Source organism: Amycolatopsis sp. NPDC004747, assembly GCF_053601335.1.
The window spans coordinates 18,256-38,557 of the sequence record NZ_JBSGBQ010000052.1; the positions used below are offsets into that span (position 1 = coordinate 18,256).

The 20,302-nt window shown below is 73.0% G+C and carries 22 protein-coding genes; 9 read left to right on the forward strand and 13 right to left on the reverse strand.

Annotated features, from left to right (window positions below):
- Positions 1–160: 160 nt before the first annotated feature.
- Positions 161–877, forward strand: a complete 717-nt coding sequence (locus tag ACWEGE_RS44440; RefSeq protein ID WP_449666546.1) for a TetR/AcrR family transcriptional regulator — start codon at positions 161–163, stop codon at positions 875–877.
- Here the strand turns inward: ACWEGE_RS44440 and ACWEGE_RS44445 are convergent.
- From ACWEGE_RS44445 to ACWEGE_RS44460, 4 genes are all read right to left on the reverse strand, one after another.
- Positions 837–1,979, reverse strand: a complete 1,143-nt coding sequence (locus ACWEGE_RS44445) for a toll/interleukin-1 receptor domain-containing protein (RefSeq protein ID WP_449666547.1) — start codon at positions 1,977–1,979, stop codon at positions 837–839. The genes ACWEGE_RS44440 and ACWEGE_RS44445 overlap by 41 nt on opposite strands.
- A gap of 97 nt (positions 1,980–2,076) precedes the next feature.
- On the reverse strand, positions 2,077–3,306 hold the full coding sequence (locus ACWEGE_RS44450) for an HRDC domain-containing protein (protein WP_449666571.1): 1,230 nt from the start codon (positions 3,304–3,306) through the stop codon (positions 2,077–2,079).
- 98 nt (positions 3,307–3,404) lie between these two features.
- Positions 3,405–4,121 (reverse strand): response regulator, encoded by a 717-nt coding sequence (locus tag ACWEGE_RS44455; protein ID WP_033261886.1) that lies wholly within the window; start codon positions 4,119–4,121, stop codon positions 3,405–3,407.
- A 793-nt stretch (positions 4,122–4,914) separates the two neighbouring features.
- Entirely contained in the window at positions 4,915–5,478 is a 564-nt protein-coding gene (locus tag ACWEGE_RS44460) for a DUF3000 domain-containing protein (protein WP_449666548.1), read from the reverse strand.
- 88 nt (positions 5,479–5,566) lie between these two features.
- Between ACWEGE_RS44460 and hemE the strand changes: the two genes are divergently transcribed.
- From hemE to ACWEGE_RS44480, 4 genes are read left to right on the forward strand one after another with little or no spacing between them, the layout of a single operon-like run.
- Positions 5,567–6,637, forward strand: coding sequence for a uroporphyrinogen decarboxylase (gene hemE, locus ACWEGE_RS44465; protein WP_449666549.1), 1,071 nt, complete (start codon positions 5,567–5,569; stop codon positions 6,635–6,637).
- Positions 6,634–8,034, forward strand: coding sequence for a protoporphyrinogen oxidase (gene hemG, locus ACWEGE_RS44470; RefSeq protein WP_449666550.1), 1,401 nt, complete (start codon positions 6,634–6,636; stop codon positions 8,032–8,034). The genes hemE and hemG overlap by 4 nt, the downstream gene beginning before the upstream one ends.
- A gap of 56 nt (positions 8,035–8,090) precedes the next feature.
- Positions 8,091–8,783, forward strand: a complete 693-nt coding sequence (gene hemQ / locus ACWEGE_RS44475; RefSeq protein ID WP_449666551.1) for a hydrogen peroxide-dependent heme synthase — start codon at positions 8,091–8,093, stop codon at positions 8,781–8,783.
- Positions 8,783–10,120 carry a CoA transferase gene (locus tag ACWEGE_RS44480; RefSeq protein ID WP_449666552.1) on the forward strand — a complete coding sequence of 446 codons (1,338 nt, stop codon included), beginning with the start codon at positions 8,783–8,785 and terminating at the stop codon, positions 10,118–10,120. Before hemQ ends, ACWEGE_RS44480 begins: the two co-directional genes overlap by 1 nt.
- Here the strand turns inward: ACWEGE_RS44480 and ACWEGE_RS44485 are convergent.
- The 8 genes from ACWEGE_RS44485 to ACWEGE_RS44520 form a co-directional block, all read right to left on the reverse strand.
- On the reverse strand, positions 10,117–10,455 hold the full coding sequence (locus ACWEGE_RS44485) for a hypothetical protein (RefSeq protein ID WP_449666553.1): 339 nt from the start codon (positions 10,453–10,455) through the stop codon (positions 10,117–10,119). The two genes, ACWEGE_RS44480 and ACWEGE_RS44485, sit on opposite strands and share 4 nt — an antisense overlap.
- Positions 10,452–11,252: a DUF692 domain-containing protein gene (locus tag ACWEGE_RS44490; protein ID WP_449666554.1), complete on the reverse strand. Its 801-nt coding sequence runs from the start codon at positions 11,250–11,252 to the stop codon at positions 10,452–10,454. The genes ACWEGE_RS44485 and ACWEGE_RS44490 overlap by 4 nt, the downstream gene beginning before the upstream one ends.
- The gene (locus ACWEGE_RS44495; RefSeq protein WP_449666555.1) at positions 11,245–12,162 is read right to left on the reverse strand and encodes a TIGR04222 domain-containing membrane protein; all 918 of its coding nucleotides are present in this window, start codon (positions 12,160–12,162) and stop codon (positions 11,245–11,247) included. Before ACWEGE_RS44495 ends, ACWEGE_RS44490 begins: the two co-directional genes overlap by 8 nt.
- Before the next feature lie 66 nt (positions 12,163–12,228).
- Positions 12,229–13,128, reverse strand: coding sequence for a TIGR04222 domain-containing membrane protein (locus tag ACWEGE_RS44500; RefSeq protein ID WP_449666556.1), 900 nt, complete (start codon positions 13,126–13,128; stop codon positions 12,229–12,231).
- An 89-nt stretch (positions 13,129–13,217) separates the two neighbouring features.
- The gene (gene msrB, locus ACWEGE_RS44505) at positions 13,218–13,640 is read right to left on the reverse strand and encodes a peptide-methionine (R)-S-oxide reductase MsrB (protein ID WP_449666557.1); all 423 of its coding nucleotides are present in this window, start codon (positions 13,638–13,640) and stop codon (positions 13,218–13,220) included.
- A 19-nt stretch (positions 13,641–13,659) separates the two neighbouring features.
- Complete coding sequence (locus ACWEGE_RS44510; RefSeq protein WP_176176147.1) at positions 13,660–13,965, reverse strand: hypothetical protein; 306 nt, start codon at positions 13,963–13,965, stop codon at positions 13,660–13,662.
- A 53-nt stretch (positions 13,966–14,018) separates the two neighbouring features.
- Positions 14,019–15,644 carry a protein kinase domain-containing protein gene (locus ACWEGE_RS44515; RefSeq protein WP_449666558.1) on the reverse strand — a complete coding sequence of 542 codons (1,626 nt, stop codon included), beginning with the start codon at positions 15,642–15,644 and terminating at the stop codon, positions 14,019–14,021.
- A 166-nt stretch (positions 15,645–15,810) separates the two neighbouring features.
- On the reverse strand, positions 15,811–16,473 hold the full coding sequence (locus tag ACWEGE_RS44520) for a TVP38/TMEM64 family protein (protein ID WP_449666559.1): 663 nt from the start codon (positions 16,471–16,473) through the stop codon (positions 15,811–15,813).
- Positions 16,474–16,517: 44 nt separating this feature from the next.
- Here ACWEGE_RS44520 and ACWEGE_RS44525 point away from each other — a divergent pair, with 44 nt between their 5' ends.
- From ACWEGE_RS44525 to ACWEGE_RS44540, 4 genes are all read left to right on the forward strand, one after another.
- Positions 16,518–17,534, forward strand: a complete 1,017-nt coding sequence (locus ACWEGE_RS44525; protein WP_449666560.1) for a DNA polymerase domain-containing protein — start codon at positions 16,518–16,520, stop codon at positions 17,532–17,534.
- A 243-nt stretch (positions 17,535–17,777) separates the two neighbouring features.
- Complete coding sequence (locus tag ACWEGE_RS44530; RefSeq protein ID WP_003068867.1) at positions 17,778–18,170, forward strand: DUF6221 family protein; 393 nt, start codon at positions 17,778–17,780, stop codon at positions 18,168–18,170.
- A 36-nt stretch (positions 18,171–18,206) separates the two neighbouring features.
- The gene (locus ACWEGE_RS44535; RefSeq protein WP_449666561.1) at positions 18,207–19,202 is read left to right on the forward strand and encodes an LLM class flavin-dependent oxidoreductase; all 996 of its coding nucleotides are present in this window, start codon (positions 18,207–18,209) and stop codon (positions 19,200–19,202) included.
- A 192-nt stretch (positions 19,203–19,394) separates the two neighbouring features.
- Complete coding sequence (locus tag ACWEGE_RS44540; RefSeq protein WP_449666562.1) at positions 19,395–19,613, forward strand: S1 RNA-binding domain-containing protein; 219 nt, start codon at positions 19,395–19,397, stop codon at positions 19,611–19,613.
- A 30-nt stretch (positions 19,614–19,643) separates the two neighbouring features.
- On the opposite strand, the gene ACWEGE_RS44545 is transcribed toward ACWEGE_RS44540, so the two are convergent.
- Positions 19,644–20,300, reverse strand: a complete 657-nt coding sequence (locus ACWEGE_RS44545; protein WP_449666563.1) for a maleylpyruvate isomerase N-terminal domain-containing protein — start codon at positions 20,298–20,300, stop codon at positions 19,644–19,646.
- Positions 20,301–20,302: the final 2 nt, after the last annotated feature.

Sequence of the window (20,302 nt, forward strand, 5' to 3'; positions counted from 1 at the left end):
CGATCGCTTGACAGAAATTAGGTCGCCGCCACGACGCGGTGATCTCCGTCTTGTTAGGGACGCGTTAACGGCCGGATGAACCCGGCGTCAAGGACGACATCCGGGCGTAACCGCACCTCCGTGCGCGTGTCGCGCACGGTGACCTGGCAAGATCACATGCGTGGTCAAAGGGTCGGGAGTCGGCAGGCCGAGGGCGAGCGGAGCGGCGGCGAGCCGTCCCGACGCGCGCCAGGCGGTGCTCGACGCGGCGGGGGAGCTGTTCACCGGAGCCGGGTACGCGGCCACGACCACCCGAGCGATCGCCGAACGCGCGGGACTGCGCCAGGCTTCGCTGTACTACCACTTCCCGGCGAAGGAAGACATCCTCGCGGCGCTGCTGGCGGAGACGGTCCGCCCGTCACTGGCACTGGCGGCCCGCCTGGTGGCCGGCGCGGCCCCGGCGGCGGTCCGGTTGTGGGCACTGGCGTACGCGGACATCGGCCTGCTCGGCGGCGCCCGGCACAACCTGGGCGCGTTGTACCTGCTGCCGGAGGTCGGTTCGCCCAACCTGGCCCGCTTCCGCACGGAGCGCGCGGAACTGAAGGCGGCGTACGGCAGGCTGGTGGTGGCTTCGGGCGTGGCACCGGACGCGGCCGGCATCCGGACGGATCTGGTGTTCGGGCTGGTGGAGAGCATCGCGGTGATCCGCAGGGACGACCCGGACCTGGACGTCGAAGCCCACGTGCGCGAGGGCGCCGACGGGGTCGTCCGGCTGGTGGGCGCCGCCGAGCCGACGGACGAACTGCGGGCGGAGGCGCACCGGCTGCTGGCGGCGCCGGCCGAAGAGGGGCCCGTGGTCAACCCGGTGGCCGGGGACAGCCGCTCAGCAGGCCGCTGATCACCCGCGACAGCTCGCGCATCGTGTGCATCCCGAGCTGGACCGACTGGGCGCCGGCGCGCAGCGGGCGGATCGCCGCGCGCAACGGTGCGTTGATCGCTTCCAGCGGGCGGATCTGCGCCAGGAACTCCGTGATGCGGGCTTCGAGCTCCATCAGCCCGGTCAGCATTTCGACGAACTCGTCGTATTCGCGGCGCGCGCGGTCCAGCAGCTCGGGTGTCATCTGCGAGTCCATCAGGCGCATGTACGAGCGGATCGTCGCGTCGGTCTTCGCGACCGTGCTCTCGAACGCCGTGCCGACCTGCTGGATGTTGACCGCCATCGGCTTGATCGTGTCGGCCGCGCGGACCACCCTGGCCTTGATCGCCTCCGGGGCCAGCCCGGCCACCTCGCCGCTCACCTGACGCATTTCCTCGGCCAGCTCGTCGAGCGAGTGGCTGATCGCGTCGAACTGCCGCTCCAGCAGGTCGCCGATCTTCGCCAGGCTTTCCTTGTATTCCTGCAGACCCGGTCCGTCCCTTTCCGGCAGGCCGCACTCGAGCAGCAGCCGGTCGCATTTCTTCAGCTGTTCCAGCGCCGCCTCCGCGGAGCGGATCGCCTTGACGAGCCGGTCGGCCACCAGGTCCATGGTGCGCCGCCATTCCGCGGTGCCGGCGCCGGAGAGGACCGCCTCCTTGATGTCGACGTACTGGAGCTTTTCGATGATCCGGATGTTGGCGTCTTCGCTCTGGCCGGTGATGAGCTCGTGCCCGAGCACGATCAGCGGCAGGATCAGCTGGGTGAGACCGAGCTCGTTCGCCTTGGCGTAGAAGGCGGTCAGCTCTTCGCGGCAGGCGCTGCTCTCGTAGAAGTAGTTCATCGAGACGACCGGGAGGAACACCATCGCGGCGTTGAGGCCGTCCTGGATCTTCGTCCGCCAGTCCTCGCCCCAGCCGATGCTTTCGCGGTCCACGAACACTTCGACCTTGCGACCGTGCGCCGAAGCGCAGAACTTTTCCAGTGAATTCTTGAGCGGCGTGACGAAATTCAGGAAACTGTCATCTTCGTGCGTGAAGCTGAGAAAGCATTGCACGGCGGGCTGGTCGGACAGGAAACCGGGCATCGGAAGACCTTCGGGCGACACGTCGTTTTCCGGCGCAGCCTAGGGCAGCCGGTGGCCGGCGCAGCACGAACCCGGGAACTGTCCCGGATCTGTCCGTTCAGGAAGCGGAAGCGGTGGCCTGCAACGCCTTGCTCAGCGCCGCCGCGGTCAGCTCCACCTGCCACGGCCGCGCCCCGCCCGCGCGCAGCACCGCCGCCACCGCGTCCTCGTCCGTCTCGGCCGGCGGGCGCCAGCACGTCCGGCGGACCAGATCCGGCAGCAGCAGGTTCTCCACCGGGAGCCGTCGGTCCTCCGCGATGGCCGTCAGCGCCGCGCGGGCCGCCGACAGCCGGGCCGCGGCGTCCGGGTCCTTGTCCGCCCAGCGGTTCACCGGGGGCGGGCCGTCCGTCGGCTGCGACGGCGACGGCAGCTCCGAGGCCGGCAGCGCGCGGGCCGCCTGCAGGTGGCGCAGCCAGCTCGCCGTGTACTTGCGCTGGACGCGGCCGCTGAACACCGGCAGCGCCTGCAGTTCCTCGACCGTCTTCGGGTCGGCCGTGACCGCGTTGACGATCGCGCTGTCCGGCAGGATCCGGCTCGGCGCCCGGTCGCGCTTGCGGGCCAGCTCGTCGCGCGCCTGCCACAGTTCGCGGACCGCGGCGAGGCCGCGGGGGCTGCGGATCTTGTGCACGCCGGAGGTCCGGCGCCACGGCTCGGCGCGCGGGGCCGGCGGCGGGGCCGTCCGCACGTTCTCGAACTCCTGCCGCGCCCACTCCAGCTTGCCCTGGGCGCCCAGCTCCGCTTCCAGCTTTTCGCGCAGCTGGACGAGCAGCTCGACGTCGAGGGCGGCGTAGTTCAGCCAGTCGACCGGCAGCGGCCGCTTCGACCAGTCGGCCGCGCTGTGGCCCTTCTCGAGGGTGTACCCCAGCAGCAGCTCGACCAGCGTGCCCAGCGCGACGCGTTCGTAGCCCGCCAGCCGGCCGGCCAGCTCGGTGTCGAACAGCGCCGCCGGGTGCAGGCCCAGCTCGGCGAGGCAGGGGAGGTCCTGGGAGGCGGCGTGCAGCACCCACTCCAGGTCGTTCAGGACGTCGCGCAGCGGCTGGAGGTCGTCGGCCAGTGCGATCGGGTCGATCAGCACCGTGCCGGAACCCTCGCGGCGCAGCTGCACGAGGTAGGCCTTGGGCCAGTACCGGTAGCCGGACGCGCGTTCGGTGTCGACGGCGACCGCCCCGGAGCCCGCGGCGAGCTTCGCGCAGGCTTCGGCCAGCGCGGCAGCGTCGGTGATCACCGGGGGCGTGCCCTCGGCGGGTTCGCGTAGCAGCACGGGGCCGCCCGTGGACTCGATCTCCATCCCGGTGTCCTCGGCCTCTGTGCTTCCCATGGTTGACGACCCTACGGGACGGGCGTACCGCGCCTGGTCCGCCCGCCCCGCAGGGAGGTGTGCTTTCGTCAGCGGATGACGCCGGCCCGCATGGCCAGCGCCACCATCTGCGCCCGGTCGCCCGTGCCGAGCTTGCGCCCGATCCGGGAGAGGTGGGACTTGACGGTGAGGGCGGAGAGCGAAAGCTCCTCGCCGATCTCCTTGTTGGACTGCCCGTCGGCGACCAGCTGGAGCACCTCCACCTCACGAGCGGACAGCTCGCGCGGGGTGTTGTCGGTGCCCGCGACGCGGGTCCCGGTGGCCAGCACCGGAGCCACGCTCGGGTCGGCGTAGACGCCGCCCTCGAGCACGCGCCGCACGCCATCGGTCACGACGACCGGCGACGCGGACTTCAGCAGGTACGCCTGGGCCCCGGCCTGGAAGGCCGAGCGGACCGCGTACGGGTCGTCCGAGGATGCGAGGACCACCACGCGCGGCCAGCCGTGGCTACGGAGTTCCGTAACCAGCTCGATGCCGCTGCCGTCCGGCAGTCCGAGATCGAGGATCGCCAGGTCACAAGGCCCGGTGGCCTGTGCTCGCGCCCTCGCCTCGGCCACCGTGGCGGCTTCGTGGACGGTGCCCGCACCCATCTGTGCGAGTCTTGCTGCGATTGCCTCCCTCAACAGCGGGTGGTCGTCGACCACCAGTACCGAAAAGAGCTCTTCCCGCGGGTGCGGAACCATGCTCGCCGGCAACGCGCCGGCTGGCGTGGATCGGACGGCCTGAGAAATGCCGACGGTAGCCACGTCACTACCTCCCTGGAGTCGGTCGTGCCCCCCGACCGGCACCGGGACCTTCGGCCGTTCAGCCGCGCCAGCTTTAGACCGAAAGTGGTGTCGTCGAAGGCACTGTAGCCGTCCTGAGGCCGTTGCGGGGGGATCGAATGGGTATCTATCTCAAACGAACAGTCACTCAGTGGGTTCGTAGTAACACGATCGGGCTAGTACACGGCCGGTTGCTAACGGATAGCCCAGTGAACACGATGCTAAGGAGTTACCGGCGCCCAAATGGCCGTGCAGATGAGGCGTGCAGCTTCCGGTGCGCCTAGTGACGAGGGGCCGGATGGGCTCCCCCAAGCCTCGGAATGTGGCTCCGGCCGGGGCTTGATCAACTCCGCACCGCCTCCGCCGCGAGGCTTCTCGAGTAGCCGCCGAGGCCGGGAACTGTGACCCTCCGTGTCCGTCCCGGGGTGCCGCTGGGCTTCCGGGCGGCGTTTTGATCTTGTTGCGGTGCGTGACCGCGGGGAGTCACGAACGAGGAGACGTGAAACGGCCTCGCAGACCGTGGTGCACCTCCGGCGGGCCCCGATGGTCATCCGGGCCCGTCCGGGCGTCTGGGGGCATCTCAGGGCCCGACAGCGAGATGAACGGCGTTCAGCGGACGTGAATTTTGCTCACTTCCGGACAAGGTGGCAGCCCGGGGCGGGCGGCGGCGGCCTGCCGTTGCCGATTCGTTGCCGAAGATCGCCCGGTCTGCCGCGGCTCGTCGTGAGTGCGAAGGCGGGTTCTAACCCGCCTTGCCACTCACGAGCGGCGTGGGTCAGGAGCCCTGGCGCTGCCCGAAGAGGGTCACGCCGACCGGGGGCAGGCCCACGACGCTCGCCATCACCTGGCAGAAGGCCTGCCCGTGGGGCAGCAGCCCGGCGTCCGTCGGCGTCCACGACGCCCGCAGCTCCAGGTCGTCGGTGCGGGCGGGCCCGGAGATGTCGCCGAAGCGGGCCGACGACGTCTCGGTCACCGTGCCGCCCAGCGCCGTCCAGCTCGCGCCCGAAACCTCGAGGGCGTCGGTCAGCCACGACCAGCCGACCGCCGGCAGGAACGGGTCCGTCGCCAGCTCCCGGTCCAGCTCCGCGCGCACGTACATGACCAGGCGCAGCACGCCGTCCCAGCCGTCCTGGCCCTCCGGGTCGTGCAGCAGGACCAGCCGGCCAGAGGCCAGCACGTCGGCGGGCCCGGACACTTCGCAGCTGACCGCGTACGACCACGGCGCGAGCCGCTGCGGGGCGCGCATCGGCTCCAGCAGCACCTCCCGGCGGGGCCGGACGGACTGCAGCGCCGCGACTGCTTCGCGGAAGAGTTCGGGCACTGGCGTCATCGCGGTCACGCTTCGACTTTAGGGCGGCCACGCCCCGTTGCGGGCGCAGGCGCGCCGAGAGAACGGCCCGCCCGGGCTCGTGGCACGATTGACGGCGATGTCTCAGACCACGCCCCTGCCGCGCCAGGCCGCCCCGTCCGGCCGCCGCGAGCTGCCCGAAGCCCCGTTCCTGGCCGCCGCGCGCGGCGAACGCCCGGCCCGCACGCCCGTCTGGTTCATGCGCCAGGCCGGCCGCTCGCTGCCCGAGTACCGCGCGCTGCGCGAAGGCGTGCCGATGCTCGACTCCTGCTTCGACCCCGAGATGCTCGCCGAGATCACGCTGCAGCCGGTCCGGCGCCACGGCGTCGACGCGGCGATCCTGTACAGCGACATCGTCGTGCCGCTCAAGGCCGCGGGCGTCGACCTCGACATCGTCCCCGGCACCGGGCCGGTCGTGGCGGAGCCGGTGCGCGACCTCGCCGCCGTGAAAGCGCTGCCGGAGCTGGAGCCCGGGCAGGTGTCGAAGGTCGCCGACGGCGTCCGGCTGCTGGTCGAGCGGCTCGGCGAGACCCCGCTGATCGGCTTCGCCGGCGCGCCGTTCACGCTGGCCAGCTACCTCATCGAGGGCGGCCCGAGCCGCAACCACGAGCACACCAAGGCGCTGATGCACTCCTCGCCCGAGGTGTGGCACGAGCTGGCCGGGCGCCTGGCCGACGTCGCCACGACGTTCCTGCGCGCGCAGCTCGACGCCGGCGTCGACGCGATCCAGCTGTTCGACTCCTGGGCCGGCGCGCTGTCCGAGCGGGACTACCGCGAGTTCGTCCTGCCGCACTCGGCGAAGGTCCTCGCCGGTGTCGCGGAGTACGGCGTGCCGCGGATCCACTTCGGCGTCGGCACCGGCGAGCTCCTCGCCGCGATGCGCGACGCGGGCGCCGACGTCGTCGGCGTCGACTGGCGGGTCCCCCTGGACGAGGCCGTGCGGCGCCTCGGCGGCCGCGCCGTGGTCCAGGGCAACCTCGACCCGGCGCTGCTGCACGCGTCCTGGCCGGTCCTGGCGGCCGAGGTCCGCCGCATCGTCGAAGAGGGCAAGGCCGCCGACGGCCACATCTTCAACCTCGGCCACGGCGTGCTGCCGGGCGTCGACCCGGACGTGCTGACCCGCGTGGTCGGGCTGGTGCACGAGCTGTGAAGCGCGTCGCGGTCGTCGGCGGGGGCGTCTCCGGGCTCACCGCCGCCCACCGGCTGCGGCAGCTGCTCGGCGCGGACGCGGAGATCACGGTCTACGAGAAGACGACGACGCCGGGCGGGAAGCTCCGCACCGCCGAGCTCGCCGGGGTGCCCTACGACGTCGGCGCCGAGGCCTTCCTCGTCCGCCGTCCCGAGATGCTCGCGCTGGTCCGCGAGCTGGGGCTCGAAGTCGTGCACCCCACGAAGGCCCGCGCGAAGATCCACGCCGGCGGCGCCGTCACCGGGCTGCCGCCGGGCACGGTGATGGGCGTGCCGGCGTCCGCGGAGTCGGTGGCCGGGGTCCTCTCCGAGGCGGGGCGGCAGGCCGTCGAGACCGAGCCGTCGCTGCCCGAGCTGCGGCTGCCGGGCGGGGACCTGCCGCTGGGGCCGCTGCTGCGCGAGCGCTTCGGCGACGAACTGGTGGACCGGCTGGTCGACCCGCTGCTCGGCGGCGTCTACGCGGGCGGGGCCGACGGCCTCGGCCTGCGCGCGACCATGCCCGGCCTGGCCGCCGCGCTGGCCGCGGGCGCGGGTTCGCTGACCGCGGCGGCCGCCGCCCAGCTCCCGGCCAACCCCTCGACGGCGCCGGTGTTCGGCACCGTCCCGGGCGGCCTGGGCACGGTGATCGACCGGCTCACCACGGCGTCCGGAGCGGAGCTGAAGACCGGGCTGCCCGTGTGCGAGATCGAGCGCCACGGTGACGGCTGGCGGCTGCGCATCGGCGCGGCGCCGACCGCGCACGCGCCCGCGGACAACACCGCCGAAGCCGACGCGGTGGTCCTGGCCGTGCCCGCGCCGTCGGCCCGCCGCCTGCTCGCCGACGTCGTCCCCGCGGCTTCGGCGGCCTTCGGCGAGGTCGAACTGGCGTCGATGGCCGTGGTCGCGCTGGCGCTGCCGCCGGGCACCGAGCTGCCCGAGGCGTCGGGGATCCTGATCGGCCAGGGCGAGCGGGACGCACTCGGCGTGCCGTACGCGTCGAAGGCGTTCACCTTCTCTTCGCGCAAGTGGGCGCACTACGGCACCGGTCCGGTCCTGGTCCGCGGCTCGGTCGGCCGGTTCGGCGAGCCGGGCGCGCTGCGGTACGACGACGTCGAGCTGGTCCGGGTCGTCCGCGACGACCTCGCCCGGCTGACCGGGGTGACGGCGGCGCCGATCGAAACGCTGGTGACGCGGTGGGGCGGCGGCTTGCCGCAGTACGGCACCGGGCACCTGGAGCGGGTCGAGCGGATCGAGAAGGCCGTGGCGGCCGTGCCGGGCCTGGCGGTCGCCGGCGCGACCCTGCACGGCGTCGGGTTGCCCGCCTGCGTGGCCACCGCGGAGGCGGCGGCGCAGCGGATCGCGGCCCAGCTCTCTTCGTGAGTGCGCTCACTCGACCCGTGGCGGCGGGCGCACCGCCGCGGTGACAGGATGGACCCATGGCGCGGGTCAACTACAACGAGCTCAACGACACCATCCGCTACACCACCTGGTCGGTCTTCCGGATCGAACCGGGCAGGCTGGGTGAGGACCGGGGGACCGCCGGCCGGGAGACCGCCGAGTACCTCGACGGCCTGGAGGCCAAGGGCGTCACCGTCCGGGGTGTCTACGACCTGTCCGCGCTGCGCGCCGACGCCGACTTCATGATCTGGTGGCACGCCGAGGAGATCGAGCAGGTCCAGGCCGCCTACGCCGGATTCCGGCGGACGCCGCTGGGCCGCGCGTCGACGCCGGTCTGGAGCCAGACCGCGCTGCACCGGCCCGCCGAGTTCAACAAGAGCCACATCCCGGCGTTCCTGGCCGGGGAAGAGGCCCGCAAGTACGTCTGCGTGTACCCGTTCGTGCGGTCCTACGAGTGGTACCTGCTGCCGGACGCCGACCGCCGCAAGATGCTCGCCGACCACGGCAAGGAAGCCCGCGACTACCCGGACGTCCGCGCGAACACGGTCGCGTCGTTCGCACTGGGCGACTACGAGTGGATCCTCGCCTTCGAGGCCGACGAGCTGCACCGGATCGTCGACCTCATGCGCCACCTGCGCGGCACCGAGGCGCGGCTGCACGTGCGCGAGGAGATCCCGTTCTACACCGGCACCCGCGTGCCGCCCGCCGAGCTCGTCGCGGCGCTCCCGTAGTGCGCGACGTAGTCGAAGGGGTCTGGGCCGCGCTTTCCGAGGGTTCGCCGGGGCCGTTCGAGCTGACCGGGACCGAGGACGTGCTGCCGGGCCGGTACCGGGTCGCGGCGGCGGCCACGGCTTCCGTGGCGGCGGCGACCCTGGCGGCCGGCGAAATGCTCCGGGTGCGCGGCATCGAACCCGGCGTGGTCACGGCGGACACGCGCCACGCGGCGGCGGCGTTCCGGAGCGAGCAGCTGCTGCGGGTCGACGGTGCCGCCGCCGAGTCGGTCTGGGCGCCGCTTTCGGGCGACTACCGCACGGCCGACGGCTGGGTGCGCCTGCACTGCAACTACCCGCGCCACGAAGCGGCGGTGTGCTGGGGCCTCGGCGTCCCCGCGGTACGGGAAGCCGTCGAGAAGGCGGTGGCCGGACGGGCGGCGCGCGAGGTGGAGCACGCGGTCGTGTCGGCCGGGGGAGCGGCCGCCGAGCTGCGGTCGCCGTCGGACTGGGCCGCGCACCCGCAGGGTGAGGCGGTGGCCTCGCTGCCGCTGGTTTCGCTTTCCCCGGTCGCCGACGCGCCGAAGCGGACGTTGTTCTACTCGGACCGGCCGCTGGGCGGGATCCGCGTCCTGGAGCTGACCCACGTCCTCGCCGGCCCGGTGGCCGGGCGGGTCCTGGCGGCGCACGGCGCGGACGTCCTGCACGTCGGGGCGGCGCACCTGCCGCGGGTCGAGGCGTTGGTGCGCGACACGAACCAGGGCAAGCGCTCGACGTTCGTCGCACTGGACACCGAGGGCGGCCGCGCGCGGCTGAAGAAGCTGATCAGCCGGGCGGACGTGCTGGTGCAGTCGTTCCGCCCGGGAGCGCTGGAGCGCATCGGATTCGGTCCCGCGGAGCTGGCCGAGCTCCGGCCCGGGCTGGTCATCGCGGACTTGAGCGCGTACGGCTGGGAGGGCCCGTGGGCCCGCCGGCGCGGGTTCGACAGCCTGGTCCAGATGTCGAGCGGCTTGGCTTGGGGTGACCCGCCATCGCCGCTGCCGGTCCAGGCACTGGACCACGCCACGGGCTGGCTCACGGCGGCGGCGGTGATGACGGCGTTGCGCCGCCAGCTGACCGAGGGCGGAACGTGGCGGGCACGGCTGTCCCTGGCCGGGACGGGCCGGTGGCTGGATTCGCTGGGCCGCAAGGACCCGGCTTCGGCCGACGTGGACTTCGGCGACCTGCTGGAGGAGGCGGACAGCGGGTACGGGCGGCTGACGCGGGTGAAGATGGCCGGCGGGCTGCCGGGGGCGGAGCCGTACTGGGAGTTCGGGACGCGCGAGCCGGGAGTCGACAAACCGACCTGGACGCCCTAGCGGCGCCGCAGGCGGTCCACCAGCCGTCGCTTCGGCCTCGGCAGGTGGCCCCCCTCGATCAGCCACGTCACGAACTCGTCCGCGTACGCCCCTGAGCGTTCCGTTGCCTTCTTCGGCCGCTCCGCGCTGAACTGCGCGAACAGCGGCCCGAACCGCTCACCCAGCGCCTCCGCCAGCTCCGGCCGCTGATGAGCCAGCACCCGGCCGTGCTTCCGCCGCAGCACCACGGCTTCCACGCGCAGCCGCGCCGGGTCGAAACCCGAGGGGGCCGGCCCGCCCGCCAGCAACGCCTGCAGCAGCTCCGCCTGGCGGCGGGCCAGCTCCTCGCGGCTCATGCCGTCACCGCCGCCCGCAGCGAAGCCAGTTCCGCCGCCAGCTCGGCGTCGGTCGGGTAGTCGTCGTCGCGCTCCAGCAGGACCCCCGGCGGGTCCGTGCGCCGGCGGAGTTCCGCCAGCAGCGCGAGCACCTCCGGCAGCACCGGGTGCGCGTGCGTGTCGTGGTAGACGCCGTCGCGCTCGATGCCGCCTGCCATGTGGACGTACGCCAGCCGCTCCCAGGGGATTCCGTCCAGGAAGGCCACCGGGTCCGTGCCGATGTTGCGGGCGTTGGCGTACAGGTTCGCCACGTCGATGATCAGCCGGCAGCCCGTCCGGTCGGTCAGCTCGGTGAGGAACTGCTCCTCGGTCAGCTCGGCGTCCGGCCAGTCGAGCACCGCGGCGATGTTCTCCAGCGCCAGCGGCACGTCCACGATGGACTGGGCCAGTCGGACGTTCGCCACCAGCACGTCCAGGGCCTCGCGCGTGCGGGGCAGCGGCATCAGGTGGCCCGAGTCCAGCCCGCCCGCGCGCACGAAGCACACGTGGTCGCTGACCAGCGGCGCGTCCAGCGCCCGCGCGATCTCCGCGAGGTGCTGCACGCGCCCGGTGTCGAGCGGCTCGGCGCCGCCCAAGGAGAGCGAAACCGCGTGCGGGAGCACCGGCAGGCCTCGCCTGCGCAATGCCACGAGCGTCTCCGGCAGGTGGTCGGCGTGCAGGTTCTCGGCGACGACCTCGACCCAGTCCACGCCCGGCAGCCGCGCGATGGACAGGTCGAGCTCGTGCCGCCAGCCGATCCCGATGCCCAGCTCACCCACCGCAACCCCCTCCGCCGCAGCCGCCGCCTCCGCACGACGAACCGCTGCTGCACGACGAACTCGAGCAGGACGAGCCGCTGCTGCACGACGACCCGGACGACCCCGAGGAGCCGCCGCCGTAGTTCACCGGGGGCATCAGCGCCGCGCTGATCTCCTCGTCCGGGTACATCGCCCAGCCGCCCAGCGCGACCGCGGCCGCCGCCCCGCCGAGCAGGACGCCGCCCGCCAGCATGCCGGCCGGGATCGGCCCGCTCGCCGCGGCGCGGGCCTGGCCGAGCACACGGTGCCCGGCGGCCGACGGCCGGCGGGCACCCGTCTTCGACCGGCGGACCGCCGCCAGGACAGCCAGCACCGCCGCGACGATCACCAGGAACACCAGGATCCCGACCGGGCGGCCGAGGGAGATGCCGTTGACCAGCCGGGCCACGCCGAACGCCAGCACGCCCAGCTGCAGGAGGAGCCCGAACGTCCGCGCCTGCCGCTTGGCGTTCGCCGACGCCAGCAGCCCGCGCCGGTCGAGGTCCTCCTCCAGGGCCCGCATCGCCGCCGACTGGCGGCCGTGCGCCCGCAGCGCCGCCGTCGTCTTCAGCTGCGCCGCGTCGAAGACGGCCCGCTCCAGCGGCTCGACCGGCCGCGCCCCGGCCTGGCTGACCTGCTTGTAGCTGTTGACGCGCAGCTGCCCGCGCTCGACCAGAGCCGCGATCGCCGCGTCGACGGCCCGGTCGGGCCCGCCGGCGAGGAAGGCGAGCTGGTAGACGGTCGGCGGCGGGCCGGGCGTGACGGCGTCCGCCCGCATCGCCCGGCTGTTCGCGATCCCCGACACGATCGCCCTGATCACCAGGACCGCGCCGAGCAACGCGATGTAGAGGACCACGAAATCCGGGCCCGAGATGCCCCACGGGTCGGTCATCGCCCGTCTCCCCTCAGTGTGTCGCGGTTACCGTAGCTGTGAGACGCACGCGCTCGCGTCGGCGTTTCAACCGCCGCAGCCCCCGCCACCACCACCGCCGCAGCCGCCACCCCCGCCGCCGCACGAGCTGCCGCCCCCGCCGCCGCAGGAGCTGCCGCCGTAGTAGCCGACGGCGGTGCCTCCGCCGGCCCCGGCCAGGCGGGCGCGGCGATTGTGGAGGCGGGTCGTGGCGTGCTGCGCGGCCCGGGTGACCGCCGCGCGGACATCCTGGTCGGGGTGCCCGGCCAGCCCCTCCGCGGCGACGGCCGCGGCCGCGCCGGTCGACAGCGGGCCGGCCCGGCGGACCGCCGCCCGGCCCGCGAAGGTGGCCTTGACCGCCGGCCGGTTCCGCGCCTTGACCGTGGTGAAGATCGCGATGACGGTGCCCACGGCGAGCAGGCCCAGCAGGATCCCCACCGGGTGCCCGGTGCTCGCCCCGGCGATCAGCCGGACCAGGCCCAGTGCGACCACGGCCCAGTAGGCCACCGCGGTGGCGATCCAGTTCGAGCGCAGTTTCCGGGGATCGGCGAGGAGGCCGCGGCCGATGAGCGCGGTCTCGAGTTCGTGCGCCACCTTGTGGTTGCCTGCGGCGTCGCACACGCGCTCGACCGCGGAACCGTTCTTGCCGATCCGGCTCAGCGCCTCGCGGCCCACCGCGTCGGGCGCGGTGCCCTTGACCCGGCTCAGCCGCCCGTTGCCCGCCAGCCGGATCACCTGCTGCTCCAGCAGGACGGCGACGACGTACTCGCCGAAGCGGCGGCGGCCGCCGGTCAGCAGGGCCAGCTCTTCCGGCCGGTCCGGGCCGCCGCCCGCGCGGCCGCGCAGCACGAGCCCGGCCCGCAGCACGGCGGCCAGCGCCGTCAGGAGCAGCAGGCCCCCGTAGAGCCCCGCGAACACCGGTCCGGGAATGCCCCAGGTGTCGGTCATGAGTCCGCCCTCCCTCGTCCGTGTGCGGAGACTACGTTCGAGGAAGGGCGGCGGGTTGCCGGTTTAAGGGAGATTTAGGCTGCCGGCTGTTACGGCTGGGGGACCAGCTTCAGCGAGATCGAGTTGATGCAGTAGCGCTGGTCGGTCGGGGTCGGGTAGCCCTCGCCCTCGAAGACGTGCCCGAGGTGGCTGTGGCAGGAGCCGCAGAGCACCTCGATCCGCTTCATGCCCATGGTGCGGTCTTCGCGCAGCAGCACCGCGTCCGAATCGGCCGGGTCGTAGAACGACGGCCAGCCGCAGTGGCTTTCGAACTTCGTGTCGCTGCGGAACAGCTCGGCACCGCACGCGCGGCACTCGTAGACGCCGGTGGTCTTGGTGTCGGTGTACTCGCCGGTGAAGGGCCGTTCGGTCCCCGCCTGGCGGAGCACGGCGTACTCGTCGGGGCTGAGCTGCGCCCGCCACTCCTGCTCGGACTTCACGACGCGCGGGGTCGCGCCGACAACGGGTTTCATACCTTTCACCCGGCCCACGTTACGCCGCGAGCCAGGCGAGGGCGTGCACCACGATGTCCCATGCGGCCACGATCACGCCGAGCACGATGAGGACCACGATCAGGGCGGACACCCAGTAGCGGAGCCCGCCGAGCCGGTTGCTGGAGTCGGCGAAGTCGGCCACGCCGTCGAGGGCGGCTTCGATGGTGAAGTTCGGGCCGCACCGTTCGATGCGGTCGAGGTGCTCGGCGAACGCGCGCGCCTCCGGGTCGTACGGGTCCAGGCCGACCAGGTCCTCGTGGAAGCGAGGATTCTGGCCCGGCAGCGAAGCTCCGTCGTCGGCCATGCCACCACGGTAGGCCATCCGGGCCGCTCAGCCCACCGGACGCGCGTTACGTCTCAGAGACCGGTGTTCGGGTTCGCGTCGAGCTTCGTGTTGCTGTCGATCAGCAGCTGCCCGCCCACCAGGACGATGTGGTACGCCCGGCGGACACCGTTGAGCTCCATCGAGAGGTTCAGCGAACCGTCGGATCCGCCGGGGCCGTTCGCCTGGGCCTTCTGCCAGCCGGACAGCTCGCTCTTGTGCTCGGCCCAGTACGCCTGGTAGTCGGCCTGCGAGCCGTAGACGGCCTGCGCGGCGGGCGTCAGCAGGCCCCAGCCCTGCTCGACGTTGGGGTAGAAGCTGTTGGCGAGCAGCCGCCCGGCGGCACCGTAGTCGGTGATCTTGCCCTCGGATGGCGTCTTGCCGAGATCGGCGGACGCGGCCGAGTTGGTCGGGCTGCTGCTCTTCGACGTGCTGTGGCCCGTCGTCGGCTGGTTGCCCGGCGACTGGGCCGTCTGGTTGCCGCCCGAGCCGCCGTTGCCCGAGTTCAGGACCAGGAACACGATCACCGCGACCACGACGACCGCCGCGCCGGCCCCGGCGAACAGCGCGTACTTGCGCTTGTTGTCCGGCTTCGGCGCGTTCGACGAGTACTGGGGCGCCCTGGCCGTCGGCGCGGCCGCGGGCATCGGTCTGGGCGGGGTGTTCGGCGGCGCGGCCGGGGACCGCATCGGCATGAACGCCGCGGTCGGGCGCGGCGGGTTCGAAGCGGCCTTGTTCACCGGCGCGGGCGTGCCGACCGGCGGGGACGACGGCGCCTTGCTCACGGTCCGCTGCCACGGGGGCCGCTCGCCGTCGTCCGAAGACGCCGGTGCCGCCGGCGCGGCGGCGGGCTTGCGGCCCGCGCCGCCCGACAGCAGCGGCGGGGACGCCGTCATGCCGCCGGGCTCGGTGCGGGCCAGCGCGGCCAGCCGCTCGCGGGCCTCGGCCATGCTCGGCCGCTCGCCCGGCTCGCTGCGCAGCAGGCTCATCAGCAGCGCGGTGGCCGCGCCCGCCTGCACCGGCGGGTTGATCTGGCCGTTCGCCGCCGCGTAGAGCAGCGCGAGCTGGTTGGTCGTGTTGCCGTACGGCGTGGTGCCCTCGATCGCCTGGTAGAGGGTCGCGCCGAGGGCGAAGACGTCGGAGCTGGGCACCGGGTCGGCGCCGCGGGCCAGCTCGGGCGCCAGGTACGCGGGGGTGCCGCCGATCAGGCCGGTCGCGGTCAGCGTCATGTCGCCGGCCGCGCGGGAGATGCCGAAGTCGGTGATCTTCGCGGTGCCGGTCTCGTCGATGAGGATGTTGCCCGGCTTGACGTCGCGGTGCACGATCCCGGCGCGGTGCGCGGCCACCAGCGCGGAGGCGACCTGCTCGCCGATCCGGGCGACCCGGCCGAGCGGGAGGGAGCCCTCCTGGGCGAGGATCGTCGAGAGGCTGGGCCCGTTCAGGTACTCCATCACCAGGCACGGGTCGCCGTTGTGCTCGGCGATGTCGAAGACCACGATCGCGTTCGGGTGCTGGAACCGGGCGGCGTTCTTCGCCTCGCGCATCGCGCGCTGGCGCATGTTGTCGCGCTCGGTCTCGGAGACGCCCGGCTGCGGGAGGATCTGCTTGACCGCGACGTCGCGTTCGAGGCGCACGTCGGTCGCGCGCCACACGACACCCATGGCACCGCTACCAATGTGCTCGACGAGGCGGTAGTGCCCCGCGATCAGCTGACCGGTGTCGATGGCGACTGCTCCTGACGAAATTCCCGGTGGTGGTGGCCCTGCTCAGCGCGTTACCGCTTCGCGCACCCGATCGAGTGTAGCGGTCGGCCGCGTGCTCTTCCCGTCAGCCAGCCGGTCCGGTGGGCTGCGGTTCGGCCGGTGCCCGCTTCTTGAACACCTTGACCAGGCCGATCGCTCCGGCCAGCGCGAACACGCCGTAACAGGCGAGCAGCGCGGGCGGCGTGTCGCCGGTCAGGGCGTCGCCGAGGACGACCACGGCGACCGTGCCGGGCACGCTCCCGAGCAGCGTACCGGCCAGGTACGGGGCCAGGCGCACCGAGGACACCCCGCAGAGGTAGCTGAACGGCGCGAAGGGCACCACCGGGATCAGCCGCAGCGACGTGATGGCGAGGACACCGCCGTCGGAAAGGCGGTCGTTGACCGTTTTCACGGCCGAGCGGTGCAGGTGCCGGGTGACCAGGTCGCGGCCGAGCAGCCGGGCCAGCCCGAAGGAGAGGCCGGCCGCGACGGTGGTGGCGACCAGGCCGATCACGATCCCGGCCGCGGTGCCGACGAGCAGGCCGGCGGCGAGGTTGAACACGGTCCGCGGGATGGGCGCCACGGTGAGCAGCGAATACGCGACGAGCAGCACGAGCGGCGTCGCGGGGCCGGTGGCGGCGGCCCAGGCCCGCAGCTCGGCCGGGCCCGGGATCGGCAGCAGCACCGCGGCCACCGCGAAGACGGCGAGCACGGCGAGCGCGACGATCAGCTTGGTGCGGCCGGACACCCGTTCGAGCCTACCGGGCGGCGTCCGGGCGCTAGCGTGGCCGCATGCCCAAGAACGGTGATCCGGTCGAGTACGAGGTGGGCGGGCGCACGGTCCGCGTCACCAGCCCCGACAAGGTGTACTTCCCGCAGCGCGGCATCACGAAGCGGCAGGTGGTGGAGCACTACATCACGGTCGGCGAGCCGCTGCTGCGCGCGATCGGCGAGCGCCCGACGACGCTGAAGCGCTACGTCGACGGCGTCGAGGGCGAGTGGTTCTACGCCAAGCGCGTGCCCAAGGGGGCGCCGCCGTGGGTGTCGACCGCGGAGATCACGTTCCCGTCGGGCCGCAAGGCGGCCGAGGTGTGCCCGACCGAGCCCGCGGTGTTCGCGTGGGCGGCCAACCTGGGCACGTTCGACTTCCACCCGTGGCCGGTCCGCAGGTCGGACGTCGACCACCCGGACGAGCTGCGGATCGACGTCGACCCGCCGGACCGGGCGGGCTTCGCGGACGCGGTCGAGGTGGCGATGGTGGTCCGTGCGGTCCTGGAAGACGCGGGCCTGACGGGCTGGCCGAAGACCTCGGGCGGCCGCGGGGTGCACGTGCTGGTCCGGATCCGGCCGGAGTGGGACTTCGTCGCGGTCCGCCACGCGGTGATCGCACTGGGCCGCGAGGTGGAGCGCCGCATCCCGGACAAGGCGACGATCGCCTGGTGGAAGGAGGAACGCGCGGGCCGGGTGTTCCTCGACTACAACCAGGCGGCCCGCGACCGGACGGTGGCCTCGGCGTGGTCGGTCCGCGGGACACCGCGCGCGACGGTGTCGACGCCGCTGACGTGGGACCTGCTGGGCGAGGTGGACGCGGACGACTTCGACGTGCTGACGATCCCGGAGTTCCTGGACCGGCACGGCGACCTGCACGCGGGGATGGACTCGGCAGCGTTCGGCCTGGAGACGGCGCTGGAGTGGTACGAGCGGGACCTGCGGGACCACGGGCTGGGGGAGATGCCCTATCCGCCGGACTATCCGAAGATGCCGGGGGAGCCGAAGCGGGTCCAGCCGAGCAAAGCCCGCCCGGAGTAACCACGGCCACAGCGGTGGCTGCCATCACCGAATCAGCGGCCGAGCTGCGGCTTTCATTCGGCTGAAAGAACGAATCCCGAACAGCGAGTGATCACTCAAGCGCCCGCTGTCGCCTTTCGGGTCACAAATGTTGCACGGCCGTTCTCGATGTCACGATCTTGGTCTCCGACGGCGTAACGTGCGGTCCCGGATCGACGACTCCCCGGGACCATCGGGGAGCGGGTCCGAGGAAGGAGGCCGTTCGTGGACGACCTGATCGCTTTCCTCGCGGCACGTGTGGGCGCGCGGCAGGCGCTGATCATGCAGGCCGTCAACAAGGCGAAGGCCGGCGAGGCGATGAACCGCGGCGAAACCAAGGTCGCCGTGGAGCAGAAGATCCGGGGGCTCACCGATCTCGAGCTCGACGTGGTCAACCAGATGATCAACGAGATCGAGGCGACCCGGCGGATCCTGCTCGCCCACCGCACCACCGTGTCGGAGAAGGTGCCCGGTTTTCCGCTCTACGGCAGCGAATACTGGTGTGAGACCTGCCACGTGCCCGCCGACGAGGCCGGCTCCAACTGGTGCCTCACGCTGCGCCTGCTGGCCCTGCCCTACGCCGACCACCCGGAGTACAGCGAGCGCTGGCGGCCCTGACGGGAATCCCGCCGGACGCCGGGCGTTGCACCCGGCGTGAGGTTCTCCGTGCTCGACCGCTCGCCCGTGCGGCGGGACCGCGGGCCCGCGCAGGCGCTGCGGGACACCGTCGCCTTCGCCGCCGGCGTCGAACGGCTGGGCTACCACCGGTTCTGGGTGTCCGAACACCACGGCGTGCCCGGGGTCGCCGGGTCCGCGCCGACCGTGCTGGCCGCCGCCGTCGCGGGGGCGACGAGCCGGATCCGCGTCGGCACCGGGGGCGTGATGCTGCCGAACCACCGGCCGCTGGTCGTGGCCGAGCAGTTCGGCGTCCTGGAAGCGCTTCACCCCGGCCGGATCGACATGGGCCTCGGCCGGTCGGTCGGCTTCACCGGCGGCGTCCGATCGGCGCTGGGGCACGGCAAAGAGGCCGCCGACGACTTCGGCGCGCAGGTCCGCGAGCTGCTCGGGTTCTTCACCGGCGAGCACGCCTACCCGGGCGTCCACGCCTATCCGGCCGAGGGGCTGCGCGTGCCGCCGTTCCTGCTGGCCACCGGGTCCGGCGCGGACCTCGCCGCGGAGCTCGGGCTGCCGCTGGTGATCGCGCCGGTGCGCGGAGAACAGGCCTTGGCCGAAGCCGTGACGCGCTACCGGGACGGGTTTCGCCCGTCCGAGTGGGCGCGCGAGCCGTACGTGGTGGTGTCGTCGGCCATCGCGGTGGCGGACTCCGCGGCGGAAGCCCGCCGGTTGCTCGTGTCGGAGGCCTGGGCGACGGTGTATTCGCGCTCCCACGGCGTCTTCCCGCCCCTGGACCCGCCCGGCGACGTCCTCGCCGCCCCGATGACCGGCCGCGAACGCCGCCGGCTCGAAGAGACTTTGGACGGTCAGATCTCCGGGACACCGGCCGAAGTCGAGGACCGGCTGGGACGGCTGGTCGCGCTGACCGGCGCCGACGAAATCCTCGCCACGACGGCCGCCCACGACCAATCCGCGCGGCTCGATTCATTCGCCGCGCTGGCCGAACTGGCCGACCGGCGTCAGCCCATTTCCTGATCCGCGGATATCGCGTCAAAGAATTTCGGCGACGTATTCCGGTGGTACGATTTCCCCGTGACTGCCGGGTCGGCCTCGAGCCGTGAGCAGACGGGGTACCCGGCTGAGCCGTGACCTCCGGGCGGCCCCGCGGGCCGCCGGTCCCGCGCACCAACCCCGATCGGGACGTGCGCGGGAAGGAGGTGAAATCGCATGACCCCATGGCAGGAGTTCGTTTCGGCCCACGCCGAGGGCGGTGTCCTCGACGGCGTCGTGGCCCGGGTGCTGCCGTTCGGCGCGTTCGTCGAAGTCGCGGACGGTGTCCACGGCTTGCTGGTGACGGACGCGGCCCCGCAGCCGGGAACGCGGCTGCCCGTCCGCATCGAGCGGATCGACGTCGAACGGCGCCGGTTCAGCCTGGTGAAGGCGTGACGTGAGCCGGGTGAGGCAGGGCGCCCTGCCTCACCCGAGCACCAGCGGCAGCCGCTCGGGCAGGTCGCCCAGCGCGGCCGTCTCCGGCTCGGTCGGCGCGCGCCGGCCCGTCGCCACCAGCAGGACGTCGGTGTCCGAGAACGACGCCGGGAACTCCGCGCCCGCGATCTTCTCGACCATCACCCGCGTCCGGGCCAGGCCCTCGGCCGGCGGCCCGGCCACCGACGGCACGTGCGCCACCAGGTCCAGGTGGTGCAGCGTCCACTCGAGGACGTACGCCGACAGGTAGTCGCCCGCGGTCAGGACCATCTCCTGCGTCGACACCCGCTCGCCCGGGTCCACCAGGTCCGCCGCGCGGCCCGCCGCCGCACCCACGTCGTCGAGGTGGAACTTCAGCAGCGCCGGGTCTTCGTACGCCGCCGCCAGGCGGACGATCAGCGCCGACAGCGGGTCTTCGCCCGTCGGGGGCTCGGAAGACACCGCCCAGTAGGTGATGGAGTCGTGGGTCAAGGCCGAGGACGCCGGGGTGGCGAGGGTGATCAGCACGTCCTGCGCGTCGATCACCAGGTGGCAGACCAGGTCCTGGACCAGCCACCCCCGGCAGCCGGACGGCTTCCCGAAGTCCGCGTCGGAAAGGGAAGCGACCGCAAGGCGCAACGCCGACCACGTGCGCGAGAAGAGATCCACGC